The organism is Streptomyces sp. PU-14G (assembly GCF_041028275.1).
Taxonomy (GTDB): Bacteria; Actinomycetota; Actinomycetes; order Streptomycetales; family Streptomycetaceae; genus Streptomyces.
This window is the reverse complement of record NZ_JASKYT010000001.1, coordinates 50,296-71,458: the sequence shown is the minus strand read 5'-3', so window position 1 is coordinate 71,458 and position 21,163 is coordinate 50,296. Positions and strand designations below refer to the sequence as shown.

Annotated in this window: 17 protein-coding genes and 2 pseudogenes; 13 read left to right on the top strand and 6 right to left on the bottom strand. The window is 69.3% G+C overall.

Translation table 11 applies throughout. The features are described from left to right. Positions 1-8 precede the first annotated feature (8 nt). Genes AB8Z75_RS00280 through AB8Z75_RS00265 form a run of 4 tightly spaced genes read left to right on the top strand, consistent with a single transcriptional unit; the run spans position 9 to position 4,758 of the window. The gene (locus AB8Z75_RS00280) at positions 9-1,121 is read left to right on the top strand and encodes an FAD-dependent oxidoreductase (protein WP_369199256.1); all 1,113 of its coding nucleotides are present in this window, start codon (positions 9-11) and stop codon (positions 1,119-1,121) included. Positions 1,122-1,125: 4 nt separating this feature from the next. Continuing rightward, positions 1,126-2,049, top strand: a complete 924-nt coding sequence (locus AB8Z75_RS00275; protein ID WP_369199255.1) for an alpha/beta hydrolase — start codon at positions 1,126-1,128, stop codon at positions 2,047-2,049. Between the two features lie 20 nt (positions 2,050-2,069). Next, positions 2,070-3,011, top strand: a complete 942-nt coding sequence (locus tag AB8Z75_RS00270) for an MBL fold metallo-hydrolase (RefSeq protein ID WP_369199254.1) — start codon at positions 2,070-2,072, stop codon at positions 3,009-3,011. A gap of 19 nt (positions 3,012-3,030) precedes the next feature. Then, on the top strand, positions 3,031-4,758 hold the full coding sequence (locus AB8Z75_RS00265) for a CocE/NonD family hydrolase (RefSeq protein WP_369199253.1): 1,728 nt from the start codon (positions 3,031-3,033) through the stop codon (positions 4,756-4,758). Between the two features lie 10 nt (positions 4,759-4,768). Here AB8Z75_RS00265 and AB8Z75_RS00260 read toward each other — a convergent pair whose 3' ends face one another. Further along, the gene (locus AB8Z75_RS00260; RefSeq protein ID WP_369199252.1) at positions 4,769-5,230 is read right to left on the bottom strand and encodes a hypothetical protein; all 462 of its coding nucleotides are present in this window, start codon (positions 5,228-5,230) and stop codon (positions 4,769-4,771) included. On the opposite strand from AB8Z75_RS00260, the pseudogene AB8Z75_RS00255 reads away from it, so the two are divergent. The 3 genes and pseudogenes from AB8Z75_RS00255 to AB8Z75_RS00245 all read left to right on the top strand — a co-directional run. Beyond that, a pseudogene (locus AB8Z75_RS00255) lies at positions 5,229-5,431 on the top strand (transposase family protein); the annotation flags it as partial. The gene AB8Z75_RS00260 and the pseudogene AB8Z75_RS00255 sit on opposite strands and share 2 nt — an antisense overlap. A gap of 63 nt (positions 5,432-5,494) precedes the next feature. After that, positions 5,495-5,616, top strand: a pseudogene (locus AB8Z75_RS00250) (IS5/IS1182 family transposase); the annotation flags it as partial. Between the two features lie 63 nt (positions 5,617-5,679). Next, entirely contained in the window at positions 5,680-5,811 is a 132-nt protein-coding gene (locus AB8Z75_RS00245; RefSeq protein WP_369199251.1) for a hypothetical protein, read from the top strand. Positions 5,812-5,954: 143 nt separating this feature from the next. Here the strand turns inward: AB8Z75_RS00245 and AB8Z75_RS00240 are convergent, their stop codons facing one another. Next, entirely contained in the window at positions 5,955-6,464 is a 510-nt protein-coding gene (locus AB8Z75_RS00240) for a hypothetical protein (protein WP_369199250.1), read from the bottom strand. A 1,068-nt stretch (positions 6,465-7,532) separates the two neighbouring features. Here AB8Z75_RS00240 and AB8Z75_RS00235 point away from each other — a divergent pair. Together AB8Z75_RS00235 and AB8Z75_RS00230 are read left to right on the top strand one after the other, a co-directional pair. Next, on the top strand, positions 7,533-7,727 hold the full coding sequence (locus AB8Z75_RS00235; RefSeq protein ID WP_369199249.1) for a ribbon-helix-helix protein, CopG family: 195 nt from the start codon (positions 7,533-7,535) through the stop codon (positions 7,725-7,727). Beyond that, positions 7,724-8,116: a type II toxin-antitoxin system death-on-curing family toxin gene (locus AB8Z75_RS00230; RefSeq protein WP_369199248.1), complete on the top strand. Its 393-nt coding sequence runs from the start codon at positions 7,724-7,726 to the stop codon at positions 8,114-8,116. The genes AB8Z75_RS00235 and AB8Z75_RS00230 overlap by 4 nt, the downstream gene beginning before the upstream one ends. Positions 8,117-9,454: 1,338 nt before the next feature. Here the strand turns inward: AB8Z75_RS00230 and AB8Z75_RS00225 are convergent. The 3 genes from AB8Z75_RS00225 to AB8Z75_RS00215 form a co-directional block, all read right to left on the bottom strand. Further along, complete coding sequence (locus AB8Z75_RS00225) at positions 9,455-9,691, bottom strand: helix-turn-helix domain-containing protein (protein ID WP_369199284.1); 237 nt, start codon at positions 9,689-9,691, stop codon at positions 9,455-9,457. Between the two features lie 35 nt (positions 9,692-9,726). Beyond that, positions 9,727-10,494 carry a hypothetical protein gene (locus AB8Z75_RS00220; RefSeq protein WP_369199247.1) on the bottom strand — a complete coding sequence of 256 codons (768 nt, stop codon included), beginning with the start codon at positions 10,492-10,494 and terminating at the stop codon, positions 9,727-9,729. A 303-nt stretch (positions 10,495-10,797) separates the two neighbouring features. Then, entirely contained in the window at positions 10,798-10,956 is a 159-nt protein-coding gene (locus AB8Z75_RS00215; protein WP_369199246.1) for a hypothetical protein, read from the bottom strand. Positions 10,957-11,202: 246 nt separating this feature from the next. Here AB8Z75_RS00215 and AB8Z75_RS00210 point away from each other — a divergent pair, with 246 nt between their 5' ends. Then, positions 11,203-13,962 (top strand): tetratricopeptide repeat protein, encoded by a 2,760-nt coding sequence (locus tag AB8Z75_RS00210; RefSeq protein ID WP_369199245.1) that lies wholly within the window; start codon positions 11,203-11,205, stop codon positions 13,960-13,962. Positions 13,963-13,992: 30 nt separating this feature from the next. Here AB8Z75_RS00210 and AB8Z75_RS00205 read toward each other — a convergent pair whose 3' ends face one another. Then, positions 13,993-14,895 carry a serine/threonine protein kinase gene (locus AB8Z75_RS00205; protein WP_369199244.1) on the bottom strand — a complete coding sequence of 301 codons (903 nt, stop codon included), beginning with the start codon at positions 14,893-14,895 and terminating at the stop codon, positions 13,993-13,995. A 330-nt stretch (positions 14,896-15,225) separates the two neighbouring features. Between AB8Z75_RS00205 and AB8Z75_RS00200 the strand changes: the two genes are divergently transcribed. From AB8Z75_RS00200 to AB8Z75_RS00190, 3 genes are read left to right on the top strand one after another with little or no spacing between them, the layout of a single operon-like run. Then, positions 15,226-16,497 (top strand): PD-(D/E)XK nuclease family protein, encoded by a 1,272-nt coding sequence (locus AB8Z75_RS00200; protein WP_369199243.1) that lies wholly within the window; start codon positions 15,226-15,228, stop codon positions 16,495-16,497. Continuing rightward, positions 16,494-17,639 (top strand): hypothetical protein, encoded by a 1,146-nt coding sequence (locus AB8Z75_RS00195; RefSeq protein WP_369199242.1) that lies wholly within the window; start codon positions 16,494-16,496, stop codon positions 17,637-17,639. Before AB8Z75_RS00200 ends, AB8Z75_RS00195 begins: the two co-directional genes overlap by 4 nt. Beyond that, complete coding sequence (locus tag AB8Z75_RS00190) at positions 17,632-21,141, top strand: hypothetical protein (protein WP_369199241.1); 3,510 nt, start codon at positions 17,632-17,634, stop codon at positions 21,139-21,141. Before AB8Z75_RS00195 ends, AB8Z75_RS00190 begins: the two co-directional genes overlap by 8 nt. Positions 21,142-21,163 lie beyond the last annotated feature (22 nt).

The window sequence follows — 21,163 nt, the reverse complement described above, 5'->3', positions numbered from 1 at the left end:
AACCAACGATGCAGCTCTCGGACCTCAAGAACCTCAAGATCGCCGTCGTCGGAGCCGGGTACGGCGGTGCCGCCACCGCCAAGGCGCTCAGCCTCTTGGGCGCCCAGGTGGACGTCTACGAGCAGGCCAGTCGCATGCGCGAGGTCGGCGCCGGAATCGGTCTGCGCCCCTCCACCATGAACCGCTTCCGCGAGTGGGGCATCCTCGACGCGATCGCCGAAGTCACCTCGCCGAGCGACTACTTCGAGATCCTCACCGCCACCGGCGACCCCATCATGAAGGAGGCGTGGCCCGCCGACGGCGAGCAGGTCCACACCCACCTGATCCACCGCGGCGACTTCATCGACGCCCTCCTCGGCGTGCTCCCCGAGGGCATGGTGCACCTCGGCCACAAGCTGGAGACCGTCGAGGAAAAGGGTGAGGGCGCACTCCTCACCTTCGCGAACGGCACCACGGCCGAGGCGGACCTGGTCGTCGGCGCCGACGGCATCAAGTCGGTCGTCCGCCACCAGCTGTTCAGCCAGCAGCCCCCGGCGTTCTCCGGCGAGCACGCCTACCGCACGGTGATCTCCACCGACGCCGCCCAGGGCATGGTCGTCGACGACAACCTGCGCATGTACATCGGCCGCGGCACCAAGGTCTACCTGCTGCCGCTGCGCCACCGCGGCCAGGTGTCCTTCGACATCACCGCCCTGAACCCGGACGGCACCTGGGCGCCGCGGGTCACCAAGGAGGACCTGCTCAAGACGGTCGAGGGCTTCGACGAGCGCCTGGTGTCCATCACCCGCGACCTCGACATGGACACCGTGAACATCCGCGCGGTGTACGACATCGACCCCGTCGACACCTGGCACACGGACTCCGTCGTCCTCGTCGGCGACGCCGCCCACTCGATGCTCCACCACCAGGGCCAGGGCGCCAACTCGGCCATCGAGGACGGCGGCGCGCTCGCCGACGCCCTGAAGCAGGCCGACTCCCTGAAGGAGGCCCTCGCCCTCTACCAGGCCACCCGCAAGCCGGTGACCGACGAACTGCAGCGCATCTCGCGCCAGGGCTGGACCGAGGAAGAGATCGACAACGTCTTCCCCGGCCAGAAGCCCGCCACCGCAGGACAGGAGTGACCCCGTGACACTGCACACCGAGATCGCCAAGTTCCTCGCCACCCTCCCGGCCCCGCCCAAGGGTCCGCTGGACCCCGTCGCCATGCGCGCCGCCGACGAGGCCCACGTCGCCCCGCCCGAGGAGCGCCTGCCGCTGCACGCCGTCGAGGACAGGACGGCGACGACACCCGCCGGCCAGGTACCGGTCCGCGTCTACACCCCCGTCGAGGCCGAACGCCACGGCGTCCTCGTGTACTTCCACGGCGGAGCGTTCTTCCTCGGCAGCCTGAACACCCACGACCACGTCGCCCGCTCGCTGGCGAAGGAGACCGGCCTCAAGATCGTCTCCGTCGGCTACCGCCTGGCACCCGAGGCGGCCTTCCCGGCCGGCCTCGACGACTGCTACGCGGTCGTGCGCTGGGCCGCACAGCACGGCAACGGCCTGGACTGGGACGGCACGGCCCTGGCCGTCGCCGGCGACAGCTCCGGCGGCACCTTCGCCGCGGCCGTCGCCGCCCGGGCCCACGACGACGGCTTCGACCGGATCACCCACCAGATCCTGTACTACCCGTCGCTCGACCTGGACTTCGACGTCGACCGCTACCCGTCGCTGCGGGAGAACGCCGTGGGCTACGGCCTGGAGACCGCGGGCCTGAAGCCGTTCAACGCGTTCTACCTCGACAGCGGCGCCGACCCCGCCGACCCGCTCGTGTCGCCCGTCAAGCGCACCGACCTCACCGGCCTGCCGCCGGCCCTGGTCGTCACCGCCGAGCACGACCCGATGCGCGACGAGGGTGAACTCTACGGCGCCCGGCTGCGCGACGCCGGCGTCCCGGCGACGGTCAGCCGGTACGAGGGCGCGGGCCACGGCTTCGTCCAGCACTTCTCGTGGATCCCGGAATACCACCGGGCCTTCGAGGAGACCGCCGCCTTCCTCGGCCGGCGCTGAACCCGCAGGGAGGGAACACCATGACGCACGACCCGATCGCCGTCCACCCCCTGGTCTCGCCCTGGGGCCGGTTCGGGCTGTACAGCTTCTTCATCGACGCGCCCGAACCGGCGATCGTCGACACCGGGATCGCCTCCTCGCCCGCCGAGGGCATGGCCCCGGCGCTCGAGGCGATCGGACGCCGTGTCGAGGACGTGCGGTGGATCCTGCTGACGCACGGTCACATCGATCACGTCGGCGGTGCGCACGCCCTGTGGGAACTCACCGGACGCCGCGCCCGGGTCGTGATCCACGAGGCCGACGCACCGATGCTCCGCTCGCGCCGCGCGCACGTCGAGGAGTACCTCGTCGGACGGGGACGGTACCTGGCCGACCCCGACGGCGAGGCCAAGGTTACGGCCGCCGCGAACGCCGTCATCTCCGACGAGATGGAGCCCTCCCTGCTGGTGAAGGGCGGCGAGACGCTGTCCCTCGGCGGTGACATCACCGTGTCGGTGCACGCGATCCCCGGACACACCCCGGGCTCCGTCGCGTACGTCGTGGACGGGCAGCGCTCCGTCTTCACCGGCGACGCCGTCCAGGTCCACGGCGCTGCCAACGGTTTCCCCGGCTACACGGACCCGACGGCCTATCGGGCGAGTCTGGAGCACCTGCGGGACGAGGTCCGCCCGCGCCACCTCTACCTGGGGCATCCTTACCGCCGCGCCGACGGCATCCCGTACGGAGTCGAACTCGACGAGACGCAGGCTCAGGAGGCCATCACCCAGAGTCTGGACATCGAGGAGCGGGTCGCCACGGCCGCCTGCGGCTGCCTGGCCGCGGGCCTGCGGCAGACGGAATCCCCGTACTCGCCGTTCGCCCCCGCCGCCGAGGAACTCGGCTACACCGGCGATCCCGCGCTGGAGCCGTCGCCGTTCTTCACCTCGATGCACGGCTACCGCCTGCGCAACCAGAATTCTTGACCCAGGAGCAGCACCCCTCATGACCGACCCCCAGACGATCCGCGCGGGCGCGCAGAGCATCGCCGTCCGCAAGGACCTCCGTGTCCCGATGGGTGACGGCGTCACCCTCGCGGCGGACACCTACAGCGGCGTCGACGACATCCCCCGGCCCGCGCTCGTGGCCCTGAGCCCGTACGGCAAGGAGCTCCAGGCCCTCGCGCTGACCACCCCGCCGCAGCGCCGGCCCAGCCCCATGTGGGACGGCTGCATCGAGGCCGGCGACATCGCGCGCGTCGTCAAGGAGGGCTACGTCCACGTCATCGGCGACCTGCGGGGCTCCGGAGCGTCCGAGGGCGAGCACATCGGCAACTACAACGCCGGCGGCGTCTCGCCGGGCCAGGACGCCTACGACTTCATCGAGTGGGTCGCGGCTCAGCCCTGGTGCGACGGCAACGTCGGCATGATCGGCATCTCCTACTTCGGTTCGATGCAGGTGCTGGCCGCGGCCGAGCGCCCGCCGAGCCTGAAGGCCGTCTTCGTCAGCGGCGGCCACTACGACTTCTACGAGACCACGTACCACGGCGGCGTCATGTGGTTCATGCCGCGCGCCGCACGCGAGGGCCGCGGTGGCGACTCCGGCTGGGCCTTCACCGACGGGGTCAAGTCCCGCATGATGGAGACGTTTTCACCCGAGGAGATCAACAAGCGCGTCGCCGAACGCCTGAAAGACCCGGACGTGGCCGCCTGGCCTAACCTGGTTCACGTCCTCAACTACCCGAAGAACCACGAGGCGTGGTTCGACATCGTGATGAACGACCTCGACGGCGAGTGGTACGAGGAGCGCAACCCGATCACCCTCGCGCCGAACATCGACATCCCGGTCTGGCTCCAGATCGACCAGGGCCGCGGCTGGACGATGGACGGCACCATCGAGCTCTTCCACGCGCTCAAGGGCCCCAAGAAGCTCGACATCGGCCCCTACCCGCCCATGCAGTCGCGGCCCTTCATCGAAGAGCACGACAAGATGTTCCGCTGGTACGAGTACTGGCTCAAGGGCGTCGACAACGGGATCATGGACGAGCCGGCGGTGACCGTGCACGTCGAGGGCTCCCGGCAGTACGTCACCGGCGCCCAATGGCCGCCGAAGGACGTCGAGCACCGAACGCTCTACCTGCGCCCCCGGCACAAGCTGTCCTTCGAACCCGAGGCTATGGGCGCCGAGCACGCCGCGCCCGACGGCTTCTACCAGGCACCGCTGACCGTCACCGACAAGGTGGAGATCCTCACCTGGTCCACCGAGCCCTTCACCGAGCCCACCGAGATGATCGGCCAGGGCGCGGCACACCTGTTCGCCGAGATCGACCAGCCCGACACCAACTTCATCCTGCGCATGTGGGACGAGGCCCCCGGCGGCAAGCGGCAGCTCATCACGACCGCCTACCTCAAGGCGTCGCACCGCGAGCTGGACGAGGAGCGCACCACCGAGGGCGACCCGCACCACCCGCACACCCGAGCGGTGCCGGTCGAACCGGGGAAGATCGAGGAGTACGTGCTGCGGGTCTACCCGTTCGCGGCCACCTTCCTGCCGGGGCACCGGCTGGTCGTGGAGCTGTCCAACGACGAGCCGCTGGCCGACGAGCACAACGCGCTGCTGCCGCCGGACGCCTTCCACCTGCCTGTGGGCCGTCCCGTCACCCACAAGATCTACCGCGACGCCGCGCACCCCTCCCGGCTGATGCTGCCGTTCACGACCACGGCTCGGCAGTGAGCCTCCGATGTCAGGGCCGCTTCCTGACGCCCGTGCGGTCCACCTTGTAGTTCTCCAGGTCACGACCTACGTGCACCTGCCCGTTGTAACCGCTACCAGCCCATCGACGCCACTGCGCATGGTCCACCGGACTACCGTCCAGGTTGCCGATGTGGCTCAGGAGCAGAGTGCCGACGTTGCTGCGGGTCGCCACCGCGCCGACCTTCTGCACCTCGACGTGGGAGAGCAGGGTGTGGTCGCGCACCACCGGTGGGAGCGACATCCCGCGCACATTGACGGCTTCGTGCACCAGCAGGCGGGAACCGTCGGCGAGACGCTCGAGATTGTCGCTGTAGGTCGTGTCGCCGGAGAAAGTCACCGAACCGTGCTCGGTGTCGAACCGATAAGCGAAGGCGGGGAATGCCGGACCATGCGGCACGAGCACTGCTCTCACTCGAACTCGGTCGTCTTCCATCACGACCAACGGCTTCATGTCGGGAGCAGTGTCCAGTCAGCTGCGTGCCCGGCACTGGGGTCAAAGCACTCGCTGGCACCGTCTGTCGGCGGGCCGTCAGGCCCTGCTGGTTCTGGCCCATCTCCGCAGTAACGACACTTGTGCCCAGCTCGCTGCCGGGTTCGGCGTTGGTGCCGCGATGGCCTACCGCGAGTCCGAGAGGCCATCGAGCTCCTGTCGGGGCTCACGCCGGCCTTGAACCAAGTGGTGGACGTGGGCGGGCACAAGGCCCTGGTGATCCGGCGGCTTTTGTGCACCTCGCCCGCGTTGCCGGGTCGACGCACGACCTGACCGCCGCTCGCATCTACGGCATCGTTGACGCCCTGGCCGCCACCGCCTTCACCTGCTACGCGGACCGCGCCTACCCGAGGAGCGCGCCGTTCCCGAACTGGCTGATGCGGACAGGGGCAGCTTGAACTGCCTCGGGCATGTGGCCCGTGAAGGAGATGCTGCGGGACTGGTCCGTCGGCTACCGGCCGACCACGGAACTGGCCGAGGACATCGAGGCGTTGGTTCGAAAGGCCCGACCGGGCAGCCGTGGCTCTCGCCTGACGCAGTAGCCGGTACGAGCGGTAGAGGTCGCGAGAGACGGCACAGCGGAGCGGCGCTGCGCGAACGACCGGCGCGGCCCCTACCGAGGGGCCGCGCCGGCTGTCGTGGCGACGCCTTCCGTATGGCCGTCCGGGCATCAGGCCCGGGGGCGTCAGGCCGCTGCGAGATCGGCGCGGGCGTCGACGCGCTGGTGATGGAGGCGCATGACCTGCCGGGCGACCGGTTGGGCCAGCAGCGCCTCGATGAGGAACGCGATGGTGCAGTTCCGCGGCCACAAGTGTGCGAACTGCTCCAGGGGCTCGGTGGAGATCTGCCGCGCGCCGATCCACGTGCCGACCACCGTCATCACGAGGGAGATCAGCAGCACGCTGCACAGGGCGTGCAAGATCATGTGGGCGCGGAAGCTGTCGCCGGGGCGCACGAGTCGTGAGGTGAGCAGCTGGGCGGGCTTCATCGTCAGCAGGACGACGGCCACGACCGCGACCAGCAGGGCCGGCATCATCTGCAGCAGGCCGGTCCACATGGCCAGGGTGAAGCCGGAAGTCAGGCCGCCGATCACTACCGGGATGGTGTTCACCGAGATCACGGCGATGACCAGCATGAACGCTACGGATTCCTTCGGGTTGCGTGGCAGGTGGGTCTGAAAAGGGTTGTTGCTCACAGTGCAGTTCCTCGTCGCTCGATACGGAGACCGGCAATAAAAAACAGCGCCCGTCTCCCGAGTCAGATCGGGAGACGGGCGCTGTGTCGAAATGCTTGTACGCGCCGGACTTCGCAGCCAAGAGTACAGGCCCGCTGCTTCTGTCTCGAGTGAGGATGGCGCCGTGCGGCCGATGCCCATTCCTATGGCAAGGCTCGGCCTTGAGACTTGTGAAACTGCTTGGCGGCATGGCGTCACCGTTGGCGCCTGTGTGGCAGCGGTACGGCGAGTGTCCGCCTCGTCCGCCAAACCGAGTACTTGATCCAGCCCACCGTGGCAGGCGTGGTCGGCCAGCTTCTGATCATGGTCTGCCGCCGTTTGAGAGCGGCTTCGGCCCGCCCTCAGCTCATCTTCGCGCGCGCCCCGGCCCTCCGGGCTGCTCGTAGCGAAGGCGCGCGTCGCGCGCCCACACCGCGCCTTGCCGACGAGGCCCCGGGTTACCTGGTCGGCGCCCCTTCGCTGACTGTCTGCTCGGCGGTCGGTCTGTCCCGGATGGCGCGGCTGAGGTGGCCGAGGCGGGGACGAGAAGGAGAGCCGTCAGCCGAGGCGGCCGTGACGCTCACATGACGCTCCGGCCCCCGCCAGGGCGTTCCGACGCGCGAGAGAGAGGGTGTGACCTGCAGGTTTTCTGGTCGAGGGAATCCGGACATCTTTCCGATGACCCAGCACGTGGAGTGCGTGGCGATCCTGGAGCCGGTGGCGAAGGGGTCCTGACTTGGGGTTTTGTTGTTCGGATGGGGTGCCCGTCCTCTTTCCGATCCGTGTAGCGGTCCGAGCGGACGGATCGACCTCTGACACCCCCTGACCTGCTGTTTCGCGAGCGAAGCGGGTGCATCGGCGACACCTTCAAAGGCTCTTCCGGAGATTCTCGACGCTCGGATGATGCCGTGATGACGCCCGGGTGATACTCGAAGCGGATGTCTCTGCTGCGGCTCCGCAGCGGCGCGAGCGACCATCACGGCCCACGCTCCTTGGCGCTGGGAACGTGGCTCGACGCGCACTCTGATACCGGGCTGGTATCATCCTTGTATGGCTATGACACTCCGGCTCCCCGACAGCCTTGACGCGAAGCTCACCGAGCGGGCTCGTCGTGAGGGCCGCAGCAAGCAGGAGCTTGCCATCGAGGCCATCCGTGACGCTCAGAATCGGGCCGAGCTGCAGGTCGAGGACGTCTTGGCCGAGCTCGTGGACAGCGATGCGGAGATCCTGGACTACCTGAAGTGATCGACGTGCGCTACCTCCAGATCGACGAGATCCTGGCCATCGCGCGCACGGTCAACGGCACCGAGCACAGCGTGCGTGACATGGGCCTTTTGGTGTCGGCGATCGAGCGGCCCCGGACGAACGTGTTCGGGGCGGAGTTGTATCCCACGCTGCACGAGAAGGCTGCGGCACTTCTGCACTCCGTCGCCCGCAACAACGCGCTGATCGACGGCAACAAGCGCACCGCCTGGCTCGCCATGCGTGTCTTCCTGCGGTTCAACGGCGTCAGCGCCAGTACTGTCCCGCCACCCGTCTCCGTTGCCGGCCCGTTCGTCGAGGAAGTCGCGCAGGACAACATCGATCTACCGGCTATCGCCAAGCGCCTGTCGGCCTGGTTCCCCGTTTCCTGACGTTCGACGTCGTGGGTACGGAATGAGGTTTTGGGAGCCGTGCTGGCTTTTGGCAGTCCGCCGGGGGTCTGACCCGTTCGTTCAGCGGGTGGATTCGTATGCCTTCGCGAGATGGGGCAGCGGGTCCGCTCGGCGCGAGAATGGCATCCCACGCGCCTTCACGTTTGAGTGGCAGGAAAGGTCCACATTGGCTACGGCGGTCTCTTCCCAACCAACACCCGCCCCTGCTTTCCCGGTGGTCACGGAACGCGCTGTCCGTGCCCCTCGCGCGCCCCGTGCGCACTGAGCCGGTCCTCTCGCCTCCAACAAGCTGTGTCTGCGGCATCCACCGCCCACGTCCCCAGCTTGGAGGGGGGACAAGGTGCCGGAGGAATGGATACGGGCTCTCGTGGCGGACTTTGGATCCGAGCGCAGGGAGCGTCTGCGGGTTAGCGACACGGAGGCGTCCGTCAGCCTGCCGGTGGCGAAGCTGGTGGAAACACTCGGGGCGCGCTGGAAGCTGAGTCCTCGCCTTATCCTGAGTTCCCTTGCTCGGGGCCCGGTTGCGTCCGGACCACGCGGTGGAGACATCGGGGCGCATCACCGGCTTCCTGGAACTGAAGGCGCCAGGGCACGACGTCACGGACGGCTTTACGAAGCGGGACCGGGGGCAGTGGGAGCTGATGCGCGGACCGCGGTGGCCCGGTACCAGTCCGGTTCCTGCGGGCACAACTCGGGCGCGCAGGTGCGCCCGGACGAGGGCTCGTGCGGCGGTGACGCGGTCGGGGTTCTCGTCGGTGGCCTCGGCAGCGTCGAAGGCCGGGATGCCGCCCAGCCCGTGCTCCGCGTCGTCGAAGTTGTCCAACCTGGTCTTCGGTGCGGGAGACGCCGTGTTGGCGTCGCTTCCCCAGTCCTGCCGGTCGGAGAAGATTGGGTGGGTGCCAGTCCTTCGTGCCCACGACGACGAGGACCTTCGGGGTCATCCCCTCGAAGGCAGTCGTGGCGAGCGGTGCGTAGGGCTGGGCCGCCGGGCCGTTCAGATCCGCGCCCCGGCCGGGCGCGGCGATCATGTCGCGGGCGCCGAGGCGTGCGTCGACGGCTCACCCGCAGGTTCGGGGTTGACGGGCGTGCTCGCCGTAGCTCGGGTCGGTGATCGCCGGCGGGTTCACGAACTGGCCAACACGCGCGGGCTGTCGGCCGCCGAACCGCTCGGCGAAGAAGGAGAGCATCCCTTTGCCCTCCGATTGCCGAGCAGCCGTGGAGAACCGTGCGCCGCACGTCGGCGGCGAACGGTCCGTCGTAGGAGGCAGGGCCGTGCGGCTCCGTGGCCGATGCCACGGAGCCGCACGGTGGTTACCGTCAGAAGCCGACGCTCGGATCGTCCATGTCCTCTTCCCGGTCCACGCTGTACAGCGGGCGGTCCTCGATCCCCAGGGCGCGCATCAGCTCGTTGGTCGGAATCCTGTACCTACGTCCGATGCGGAGGACGGGGCAGGGGAACTCGTGCTCGCGGATCAGCCGGTACGCGGTCGTCGAGCCGATTCCGAGTGCTCGGGCCGCCGTGCGCAGGTCCACTGCGACGGGCAGGTCGAACATCTCCGTGAAACTGAGGCGGCCCTCTGCCGGGTCCTTCACCCTCGCCTCCCCGCAGGGCGGACCGGCCGGGAGTCCGCGCGGCGCCCGGGCCGTCGCCTCTTCCCGGGGCTGTGGCCCGTCGAACGGTCCTGCGACCCGTCGTCGGTGTCGATGAAGATTCCCTGTCGACGCAGATGCTCCGGGCGCACCCGGAAACGCAGCGGTGCGCACAGCCCGTCCGGGCCGTCCGGGCGGTCGACCCGTACGTCCAGGCTGTCCTCCGCCGGAGCGTCCGCCTCCTCGCCGGACGCAGTGAGAGCGTGCTCCTCGGTGATGTGTTCGATCTGGGTGGAGAGAAGCTCCCGCAGCCCCTCCCGGGCGAGATGCCACGCCCTGGCGCGCGCCGCGTGCAGCAGGGAGGAGTCGGTGAGACGGCTCGCGCCGTCCCGATCCGCCAGCTTCTCCAGGAGAGCCAGGACCATCTCGGCCTCCACGTCCGACCGGTCGGCCCGCAGGCGTGTGCAGATCCGGTGGACCGTTCCGGTCAGTCGGGGCAGGGCCAGCCAGATTGCCAGGAGTTTCCCGGTGCTGTGTGGAGCCACGTCGCTCTGCGCCATGCGGATGACCTCCTTCCAGACCGCGGCGGCGAACTGCGGGTCGGAGCCGGGGCCGTACAAGGCCTCGTGCGTCTCGGCGGCGGTCAGCGGGACCGGACCAGCCTCGTCGGCGTCCGTGGGGACGAACACGAAGACCCTGTCACTGGTCCGGGGATCGTCGAAGTGCCGCCTCACCGAGGCGAACACGCTGCTGTGGGGTGGATACATCAAGAAATGTCCTCTCTTCGGACTGAGGGAACCCCTGTCCGGAGGTGCGGGAGGTACCGAGATGCTGGACGAGGTGGGTCCTGTGGTGAGGACGTCTTGCCTCATATCCGCGTTAAGCGGGGACCCGTCCCACCAGCCTCACCTTGATCGTGACCATGCAGTAGTGGCCTTCTCGACCAGGTAACGCCGTCTTTGACCACGAGTGTGTGACAAGAGCGGCAGCAAGGTCGCGAGCCCGCCGGTGACGGAGTTCGCAGGGCGGGTGGGTGCCCGTACGGTACGGGCACCCACGGACTGTTGCGCTCAGGCGGTCTCGGAGGACGAGGTGTCCGGCGCCTCGGTGGGCGGGGTTGCCGGGGTGGTGTCCTCGGTCCGGGCGGCCGCCCGCCGGCGGAGGCTCGGCGGCCAGTCGGGGGACTGACGCAGACGGGCTGCCCGGCGGTTGCGCTGACGATTGTTCATCGGGTTCGCGGTTCCTCTCTGATGGGTCGATGGATGACTGAGCCGCCGTTTCGTGCTTCTGCGAGCGGCTGGTGCCATCGTGCCCGGGGGTGAAGCGGGGCCGCAGAGCGAAAACTGAGGGATAACTGAGTCCCCGGGGGGCGTGAAGAAGCAAGCGCGTGTGAAGCGGCACAGCGCGGCGCACAGATGAAGGAGCGCCGGCGAGGGGGCCGGATCACTGACTGCGGCGCGGTGAGGGGGAGGGCGATGGAGGGGTACGTGCTGGGCCCGGTGCGAGCCGAAGGGGAGGGCGGCAGAAGGGTGGTCGAAGGGTCGAAGGTGGCGGCCCTGTTCGCGCTCCTGGTGACCTCGCCAGACAGCCGATGTAAGAGGAAGGACGTCGCCGAAGTCCTCTGGGAGGGCGTCGAGGACGCCGGCGATCTGGTTAACCGCGTCGTCGCCGACCTGCGGAAGCGGCTGGGCCAGGAGTCCGTGCCCCATAGCGGCAAGTCGGGTTACTGCACGCTCCGCGTGCCGGTGGGAGACGTCGACCTGCTCCGTTTTCGCGAAAAGGTGAAGCAGGCTGAGGGACTGACCTGCAAAGCGCAGTTCGAACTGCTCGGCACGGCCTTGGAGGAGTGGGACGGCGAGGACGATCCGCTGCACGGACTGTCCGAGACCGGCTTCCACTTGCGTCGGGAGGAGCTACGAGCTGAGTTGATGGCCGCCGTGTACGCGCGGCTGGACGCAGCCTACAAGTCCAGGGAGGTCAAATGGTTGCGCGAGGAGACGGAGAAATGGTTCGAGCGTGCGCCGGAACTGCCCCAGATCTTCCGGTTCTACCTGCTCGCCCACGCAGACTTGCCGGAGTCCCGACGTGAGCGGCTCATCGAGAAGTGGGAGAAGCGCAACGGAAGAGCGGACGTCGATGTACAGGGCGCCATCGACCAGGTCCGGGGAGAGGGCCGCCGGCCGGGCGGGGCGCTCCTGCCCCCCGTTCCCGACCAGTTGCCCGGCGGCAGGCACAAGCCGATCGGGCAGGACGAGCTGATTGGCGACCTCTTCGAGGCCGTGTGCGAGGAACAGGACGCCGGCAGTCTGGCGCTGGTCCTGATCAGCGGCATGGCGGGCGTCGGGAAGACCACGGTGGCCGAGAACCTCGCCGGTCGGCTGCGGGAGCGGTTTCCCGACGGGGTGCTGCGCGGCGAACTGAACGGATTCGCCGGCGGAGACGTGCGGCCCGCCGAACCGGACGAGGTCCTGGACGGCTTTCTGGCCGCGCTGCCGCCCTACACCACGGTGACCGGAACGGAGAGCAAGAGCAACGCGCTGCGGTCGGCGCTGGCCCACCGGTCGGTGCTCATCGTCCTCGACGACGCGCTCAGCGCCCAGCAGGTGCTGCCGCTGCTTCCCGGAGACGGTACCTGCGCCGTAATCGTCACCAGCCGTAACGACCTCTTGCGGCTGCAGTCCGAGAGAAAGGTGCTGTTCCGCAAGATGGAGCCGCTGCGCGAGGCGGACGCATTGGAGGTACTCCAGAAGGAAGTGTCGGCTGAGGACCGGGCCAAGCACGCCGTGCCCTTCAGCAAGCTGGTCCACCTCTGCGGTCGGCTGCCGTTGGCCCTCGTGGTGGTGGCCCGGCTCTTGGACGTCGGTCCGCGTCCGCTGCACACACTCCCTGCCCTGGTGCGGGAGATGGAGAAGGAGCTGGAGCGGGCGAAGCTGGACACCCTGGACCTGCCCGAGCACGAACTGTCGGTCCGCGCCGCGCTCAACTGCTCCGTGCGCGTGCTGAATGAGGAAGCCCGGCTGCTGCTGTGGCAGCTCGCCGTCCACCCCGGGCCCAGCGCTTCCTGGGAGGCGGTGATGGATCTGGGACGGGCAGTGGACGAAGGGACGCGTACCGACCGGGCCCTGGTGGACCTCGTGGCGGCGAACCTCGTAGAACATCACGGCGACCGCTTCGGGCTGCACGACCTCGTGCGGGCCTTCGCCCTTCGGCACGTGCGGCCGGTGTCGGACGGAGAGAACGCGGAGATCGAGCGGGCGACCGTACGGCAGGTGTTGGAACACCAGCTGCACAGCGTCCGAGCCTGCGACCGGGTGCTCGACCGCGAACGCACCCTGCCCACCGGCGAGCCCGGAGCGGTCGGGGTCACCGACCCCGCGGACCTCGTGGAGGCGATGGCGTTCCTGGACGAGGAGTACGCCACCGTCCAGCGAGGCATTCACTTGGCGATCAATCGGCATATCGACCGGTACGTATGGCTGCTTCCGATGACCCTGGTCATCTACCAGTGGCGCCGTCGCCTGCTCGATGATGCGCGGCAGAACCTCCGGTACGCCGCCGAGGCGGCGGAAACCGTCGCCGGCCCGGTCGATCGCGCCATGGTCTACCGGTCGCTGGCAGGGACCCACTGGCGGCTCGGTGAGTACGACTTGGCGGTGGGCGCCCTGCGCAGGGCCGTCCGGCTCAGCGAGAAGGACCGCAGCGCGGAAGGCCGGCTGAGTCTGGCCCGTACGCTGCACCGGCTCGGACTCACCCTGCGCAAGCAGGGCGACCGGACGGGAGCGGAGGAAGCGCTCGGCCGCGCACTGGAGTTGTGCCGGGAGGTGTCCGACCGGGTCGGGGAGGCGGCTGTTCTGAACGTCCTCGGCGCGATCGACCTCGACCGGGGCGAGCACGAGCAGGCGCTCCGTCGGTGCGCCGACGCCCTGGGCGTGGTGGAGCGCACGACGGAGCGCAGCGGCCTGGCCGATGTGCTGTTCACCCTGGCCAAGGTGCACCTGGCCCGTTCCGAACGGGACGAGGCCATCACCCTGTACCGGCAGGCCTCCGACATCTACCGCGAACAGGAGAACTGGCCCAACGAGGAGAAGGTACGGATGCTCTTCGCTGATGTCCTGGTGTCCGCCGGCGACACCGACGCGGCGGTGCGGGAGCTGGAGAGAGTCATCGTGCTGCGTGAGCTGATGGACGGTGAGGAGGTGCGGGAGGTCCGAGAGCGGCTGGAAGGGCTGAGGTGACCCGCCCGGTCGGCGGCCGTCGGCTCACCGTCAAAGCCGGGGCGGATGCGTGCGGTAGTACTCGGTCGGGTCCGGGCGCAGGGGCTTCGATGGCCGTTGCGAGCCGAGCTGGGGTAGGTAGCAGCGGAGCCGATCGAACACTTCACGGACATCCGCGGGGCGCTCCGCCGCCTTCCACCGGACCATCCGCAGCGCCAGGGAGGCGAACTCCGGGGGTAGTTTGGCGAGCCGGTCGGCCGGCAGCACCGGGGTGCCCTCTTCCGCCCGCTCGTCCTGTCCGCCGTAGGGCAGGCGCATCACGGTCATCTCCAGCAGGATGCAGCCGAGTGCGAAGATGTCCGCTTGCCGCGTCAGACCTGACGGGCACGCGTCGGACTGCTCGGGGGAGGCCCAGCCGCGCGTGCCGCGTGCGTATTCCGTCTCCTGATCCGCCACGACCGCGTGGCCCATGTCAATGAGCCGGAGACGGCCGTCCGGCTGCACGATGACGTTCTCGGGCTTGAGATCGCAGTGCACCAGATTCCGGTCGTGGACTTCTGCCAGAATTTCGCACAGTTGGCCGATGACGGCCGCAACGGTCCCAGGATCCTTAATGGGCAGGGCCGCCGACAGGACCTTCTGCAGTTGGTGCCCTTCGACAAATTCCATGACCAGGCAACGGCGTCGCCGGTGTGCCCCCGTGGCGATGACTTCGGGAATCGCCTGGATTCCCGTCAGCATCATCATGCGTGACCCCTCTTCGAGGAGTTCATCGCCGGCCCAGTGGAAGTCGCTCTCGGGTCCGAGGTCCCGGGCCTTCTGCAGCTTCAACGCCACTTTCTGCCCGCTGCTGCGGTCACGCCCGAGGAAAAGGTCGCCTTGGCCGCCGTCGCCGACCATGTCCAGCACTTCGTAGCGCCTCTCCACATCGCCGACCTCCTCGATCTCCCTCACGGCCATCCACCTTTCCTCCGTACGGAAATGGAGCACGAAATGTCACAGCCATGGCTGCCCCCCGACGGGGTGACCCGCACGTCCGACGTCATCGCGGTATCCGCCGGAATGTTCAAGGGGGGAGACTTCCGATGCCCCGCCGCTGACGCTCTCAAGACCCGCGGTTACCACACCACCGACCGAGTACCGCGGCGCCGTGAGCGGTTGGAGCACTTCGCTCTGGGCCCCTTCATGGCTGCCTGCGACATCCGTTCAGGGCCTGCCGGCCACCCGCCCCGGACACGTACCGGGCCCCTGCACGACGGTCTGCGGACCTGGTCGGAGCACGGCGTGACGTTATACGAGGCGGCCTTCCCCCTCGACCCGGAACGCCCCCTGCATGAGGTGCCCGAGCCGTGGACGTACCGCTACCGGCCGTCCGGTCCCGACCCGCGCGACGCCCAGGAGTACCGCCTCACCGTGTGGGGCCGCTGCCTGGCCTCCCCCGACGGTGCCTACCGCGAGCTTCGTCTGCCCGTGCACCGCCTGCGGGACCTGCCGCCCGACGGGTTCACCGCGGCCGTCGCCCTGGTGCTGGCCGAGGGCGCCCCCGGACCACCGCCGGAGCACGTACGGATCGTGGAGTTCGCGCTCTTCGACGGCCGTACGCGAGAACTCTTCGCTGGAAGCCGGGAAGAGGCGCGCGCCCGGTACCGCGAACACGGCCCCGCTGCCCTGGCCGACGTACTGGACGGACGGGAATACCGCCCGGGGTCCGCCTGTGGCGGATGCCCCTACCTGTCGGTGTGCCCGGCCCTGCGCACAGCGCCCGGACTGCTGGGCATCGAGGCGCACGACCGACCCCGCCGCACCTGGTCGGTCACCAACGGGCGGGCCTACCGAGCCTGCCCGGCGCGTGACCATATGCGCCGGCTGCACTTGCCCACGGCGGATTCCGTCGAACGCGAGGTGACAGCCGAGCGCGGCCGGGCGCTGCACGCCTACCTCGCCGAACGGCACGCCCACGGATCGCCTCGGCCCTGCACGGTCGAGGTCCCCGAGGAGTGGGTACCGGAGGGATTCGACCTGCCCGCACACGAACGCGCACTCGGCGCCCTGCTGTTGCGGCGGCACGCCGCGGTCTGTCCGCTGCGGTACGTCGAGGACGGTACGGATGTGCGGACCGAGCCCCGGGTGGTGCGGCACGACACAGCCGCCGACGTGGTGGTCCTGGCCGCGCCCGATCTGCTCTACCGGGATGCCGGGTCATGGGTGTGGCGCGAGACCAAGACCTCCGTCACCGATCGGTGGTCCGACCGCCCCCTGCTGGAGCGTTATCCGCAGTTGGCCCTGGCCGTCGTGCTGATCGCCCGCGGTGACCTGGGCGGTGATCCGTTCCGCGCGCGGGTCGAGCTGGAGGTGCTGCGCCCCGGCGGCGCAGACCTGGAGATCATCGATCCTTTCGCCCCGGCCAATCGGGTCACCGCCGAGAAGGTACTGCGGGCGATGGTGGCCGACTGGCACGGGGACGACCAGTACGCGGCCCGGCCCGGACGCGCCTGCGAGCGGTGCGAAGTGGCCCGCTGGTGCACGGCGTCGTCCGTCAGCGAGGCCGCGGCATGAGGGCGGGGTCGGCCGGCCGGGCCGATCGGCCGGACGCCGGCGAGGCGCCCGAGGGCGTGGGCAGCGACCTCTTCGGCGAACTCTCCCGCGTGGTGGCGGCTCTCTCCGAGGTCCAAGGGCTCCGCTCCTTCACCCTGCCCTATCCCGGCCTCGCCCAGCGGGCGCTGGATCACACGGTGATGCGCTGCCTCGATGCGGGGGAGGCGCCGCCGAGGAGTCTTCCGGAACTGTGGGAGTGGTGCCGGACCAGGCCGTCCGACGACCCACTCTTCGCGGTCCCCTCCGCCCTGGTCTCGCCGGGCACCACGCTGGTGCACCGGGTCGGCCGGATGCCGACCCGGTCGTGTCTCGAGGTGGCCTCGCACGGACCGGACGGAGGCGTGGCGGGACACGCCCGCGCGCTCCTCGGGGACCTGCACGCGCGGAGTGGAACGGAGGAGCGCTACCGGCAGTGCAGGGCGTTCCTGGCGCGTCACCCGGTCGTCCACCAGCAGGACCGCTTCGCGCCGGGTTGGAACAGGGCGGTCTGGAGCCGGGTCAAGAACCTCTACGGTCCGTTGCCCGAGTGCCTGCTCGTCGACGGAGACTTCCTGTACTGCCCCTCGTGCACGCTCCCCGCGCTGCCCCGGGACAGTGCCGTGCCCTTACCCGGACCGTCCGGCACCGGCGCGGAAGTCTGGTGCGAGGGGGAGGACTGCCCGCGCGACGCCCCTCCGCGGCTCATCCGCGAGCCGGACCAGGCGTGGATCCTGCAGCGCTCGCTGCGGTGGTACCTCGTACTGCCGCACCGCACCGACGAAGCCGCCCGGGAGGCACTGGAGCGCGCCGGAGTCGCGTGCGAGACCCTGCCCGGTCTTCTGCCCGCCTACCGGCTCAGGGACACCGGCCCCCGCATCGTGGACATTCAGGTGTACGACCGCCTGCAGCCGGCGCTCCTCGCAGCCCATCTCACCGACAACACGCCCCTCGCGGACCGCACCCTCGTCGTGGTCCCCGACGCGCTCGCCGGACGGGACGGCTACCGGCAGGCCTTCACCGACGCCCTTCCCGCGCTCCTGCGGGACCGGCTGGTGCTCACCACCCCCATGGACCTCGTGCCCGACCTGGGACAGGCCCGGCGAGAGGAGAAGGACGATGCGTAGCATCACCCCGCCCTTGACCGACGTGTTCAACGCGCTCAAAGCATTTCTGGGGTCCCCCGTGCCCCAGCCCGCGCTGGAAGCCCTCTGCCAGGTCGAACTCGGCCTGTACCTCCAGCAGAAGATGATGCCGGGCAGCCCCGCGGGCAGCGCCTGGGTGCTGTTCAGCGGGTACGGGTTCGCCGAGGCGCACCGGGCACCGCTGCCATCCGATGCGGCGAAGACCCTGCGTATCGCCAGGTACTCGCTGTGGACGCTCCGCCGGAGCCGTACCTGGCTCGAGGCGCTGGACACCTACCAGAGGTTCGACCCCAGGGTGCGCGCCTACGACGTACCGGACGCCGAGACACCCGCTGCCCGCCGCGACCTCTCCGTCGCCGGCGACCGCTTCTCCGTCTACGAACGACTGCTGCGTGCCGCACCGCCGCTGGCGGGCAGGCGCGTGCAGGTCGCGGGTCAGGGCCCACACGCCTTCCCCGTTAGTCGCACCATGGCCGTCGTCGACCTGCCGCCGGTCCCCCGCACCCCCCTCGTCGCCCACGACATGGACCTGGAACCGGCCGGCGGCGGCGAGCCCCTGATCTTCACCAGGGAGAACCTGGAGCGCACGGCGGCGGAGATGGACGCCCAGCACGCTCGCTCCGGCAAGGGCCGGGCACCACGGTGGCTGGAGCGGTTACGGTCGTTCGACCTGTCTACCAAGGAGAACGGAACCTTCCACAAGGCGAGGAAAGACGAGGACTTCGCCTTCACGGTCGACGGCATCCAGCACCTGCTCGGCATCGTCGGCGCCGGCAAGAGCACACTGCGCGACATCATCGCCGTCCATCTCGCCAAGCTGGGCAAGCGCACCACCATCGTCGTCACTGATGTCGCGGAGGTGCTGAAGCTCGTCCGGCTCTACGACCTCTACACCGACGGCGCCGCCGCACCCGTGCTCGGCTCCTCCGGCCGTGAGCGGCACGCCCAGCGGCTGCACCGCCGGCTGGCGGGCCGGGGCGAGCACCGACTGCTCGCCCACGACGACCCTGCCTTCGCCTACCTCGGCACGTCCTGCCTGCTCAACGTCAGACGGCAGGGCGCCACGTCGACGACCGAACCACTCGCCTACGGCGAGGCACCCTGCTCCCAGCTCCGGCCCCCCTCGGCCCTGCGGCGTGACCCGAGCGACGGACGACACTCCGCGTGGCAGAAGAGGGTGACGAGCTGCCCGTACTGGTCCGCCTGCCCCCGTCACCACGGAGCTCGCACCCTGGTCGGCGCCCTGATCTGGGTGGCCACGCCGGCCGGGCTGATCGACGCCTCGCCGCCCCGCCCTCAGAACGGCGAGCGCATCCGCTTTCTCGAAGTCGCCTGCCGCCGTAGTGACCTCGTGATCATCGACGAGGCCGACCGTGTCCAGATGCAGCTCGACCGGACTTTCGCACCCGCCGTGCTCCTCGCCAGCGATGAGGACAAGGGCCTCATCGACCAGCTGAGCCGGCACAAGATTCGGGAACTCGCGGCCGGCGGACGCACCCAGCTCTCCGAACGGGACGTCGAGACCTTCGCCGCCGCCCTCAACACCGCAGGCGCGGCCACCGACCGGCTGTACGCGATGCTCGTCGCCGGGTATGAGCTGCGCAAGTGGGTGCGGACGGGCTACTTCAGCGCCTGGACGCTCCAGCTGGGGCTCCTCGACGAGCGCTACGAACTCCCCGACGACAGCGGTCCGGACCACCCTCACCACGCCCCCCGCGAGACTCTCGGGAAACTGCTCGACGCGTTCCGGGACAACCCCTTCGGTGACCGTCACCGTAGGACGGAGGAGGACTTCAGCCGGCTGACCGCCGTCCTCAACGAACTGCTCCACACCGGCAACCCGGAGAACACCCGGCGCCGCCTCACCGAGGTCATGGACGAGGTCTTCGCCATCGACCCGAAGTACATGGCTGCCCGGCAGCGGAAGTACCAAGAGGCGTACGACGAGTGGCGGCGCGAGGAGGAGGAACAGGAGAAGAAGCGCGGACGCCGCAGGAAGCCCAAGCCTCCGCCCCAGACTCCCGAGGAATGGCGGAAGCAACTCGCGGAGCGCTTCGAGTTCACACTGTTGCTCAGCGCCCTGGAACCACGGCTCGCCATGATCAACGCCATGTGGCCCCGCGTCGAGGCCGCCCTCAGCCTGGGTTTCAACACGATGTACCGCCGGCCGCTCGACTACGGCCCGATGGTGCCCGAGGCCCCGATGGGCAATGTGCTCGGCTTCCAGTTCCGGGTCCCGGGTGAGGACAAGGGCGGAGTCCGCAGTGGCGAACTGACCTTCTTCCGGTGCAGCGGCGTCGGACGTGAGCTGCTGCGCGCCATCCCCGATCTCACCTCCGTCGACGGCAGACCCGGTGCCCACTTGCTGCTCATGTCGGGCAGCAGCTGGGCTGGCGCGTCCAATCGCTACCACGTCTGCGTGCCGGTCGGTGTGGTCATCGAACCGCCGGCCGAGGTGACCGAACGCATCGCCAACGAGAGTTCCATGCGCTTCGAGTTCATCGACGACGGCGACGAGAAACTGCGCATGTCGGGAACCCATCCGGACGACCGCCCGGAGAAGTTGCGCCGCATCGCGTGCCATCTAGGTGAGGGCGGAGACGAGTACGAGGTCACTGAAGGTGGTCCGCTCCAGCAGGAGTTGCTCTCTCTTCCTCCAGGGCGCGACCAGATTCTTCTGTTGGTCGGCAGCTATGCCGAGGCACGTGTGGTGGCCGACACACTGCACAACCTCAACGTCCGCTGGCGCAACAAGGTGCTGTGCCTGGTGTCGGACGACGAGAAGATCACCGCGGAGGACGAGGCGCCGTCCGCCTACCACGCCCGATCACTGCGCCGGGGCGACGTCGAGCACCTGAAGGACCTCAAGGCGGACATCCTGGTGGCGCCCCTGCTCGCGCTGGAACGCGGCCACAACATCCTCAACAAGGACGACGAGGCGGCCATCGGCACGGTCTACTTCCTGGCACGGCCCCATCCGCACCCAGAGGACCTCCACTTGGCCGTCAACGCCGTCAACGACTGGGTCGTCCGCGCCGTCACCGGCGGTGACTTCGCCACCCTGGTACAGGGAAAACCCACCGTCGAGGAAGGAGCGGAGGAGTTCCGCCGCGTCGCCCGTTCGTACTGGTACCAGGTACTCGCCCGTTCGATGGCGTGGAGCCGTCTCGACGACGATGTACGGGAACAGGTCACCTGGGACATGCTGGTCCTGTTGTGGCAGGTGATCGGGCGACTGGTACGCGGTGGCGTACCAGCCCGGGTGGTCTTCGTCGACGCCGCCTTCGCCCCCAACCGCGGCGCCGTACCGGCGCGGCCCGACACCCCCGAATCCAGTCTGCTGCACAGCGCCCTCGCCGTCCTGGACCCGTATTTCGACGGCGGCACGACGACCGGGGAGGAGCAGTTCATCGTCCGCGCCCTGTACGCGCCACTGCGCAGCATGCTCACCCGCCTGCTCGCCGCCGTACCCGCCCACCCGTAAGCGCCGAACCCCTGTCCCAGGA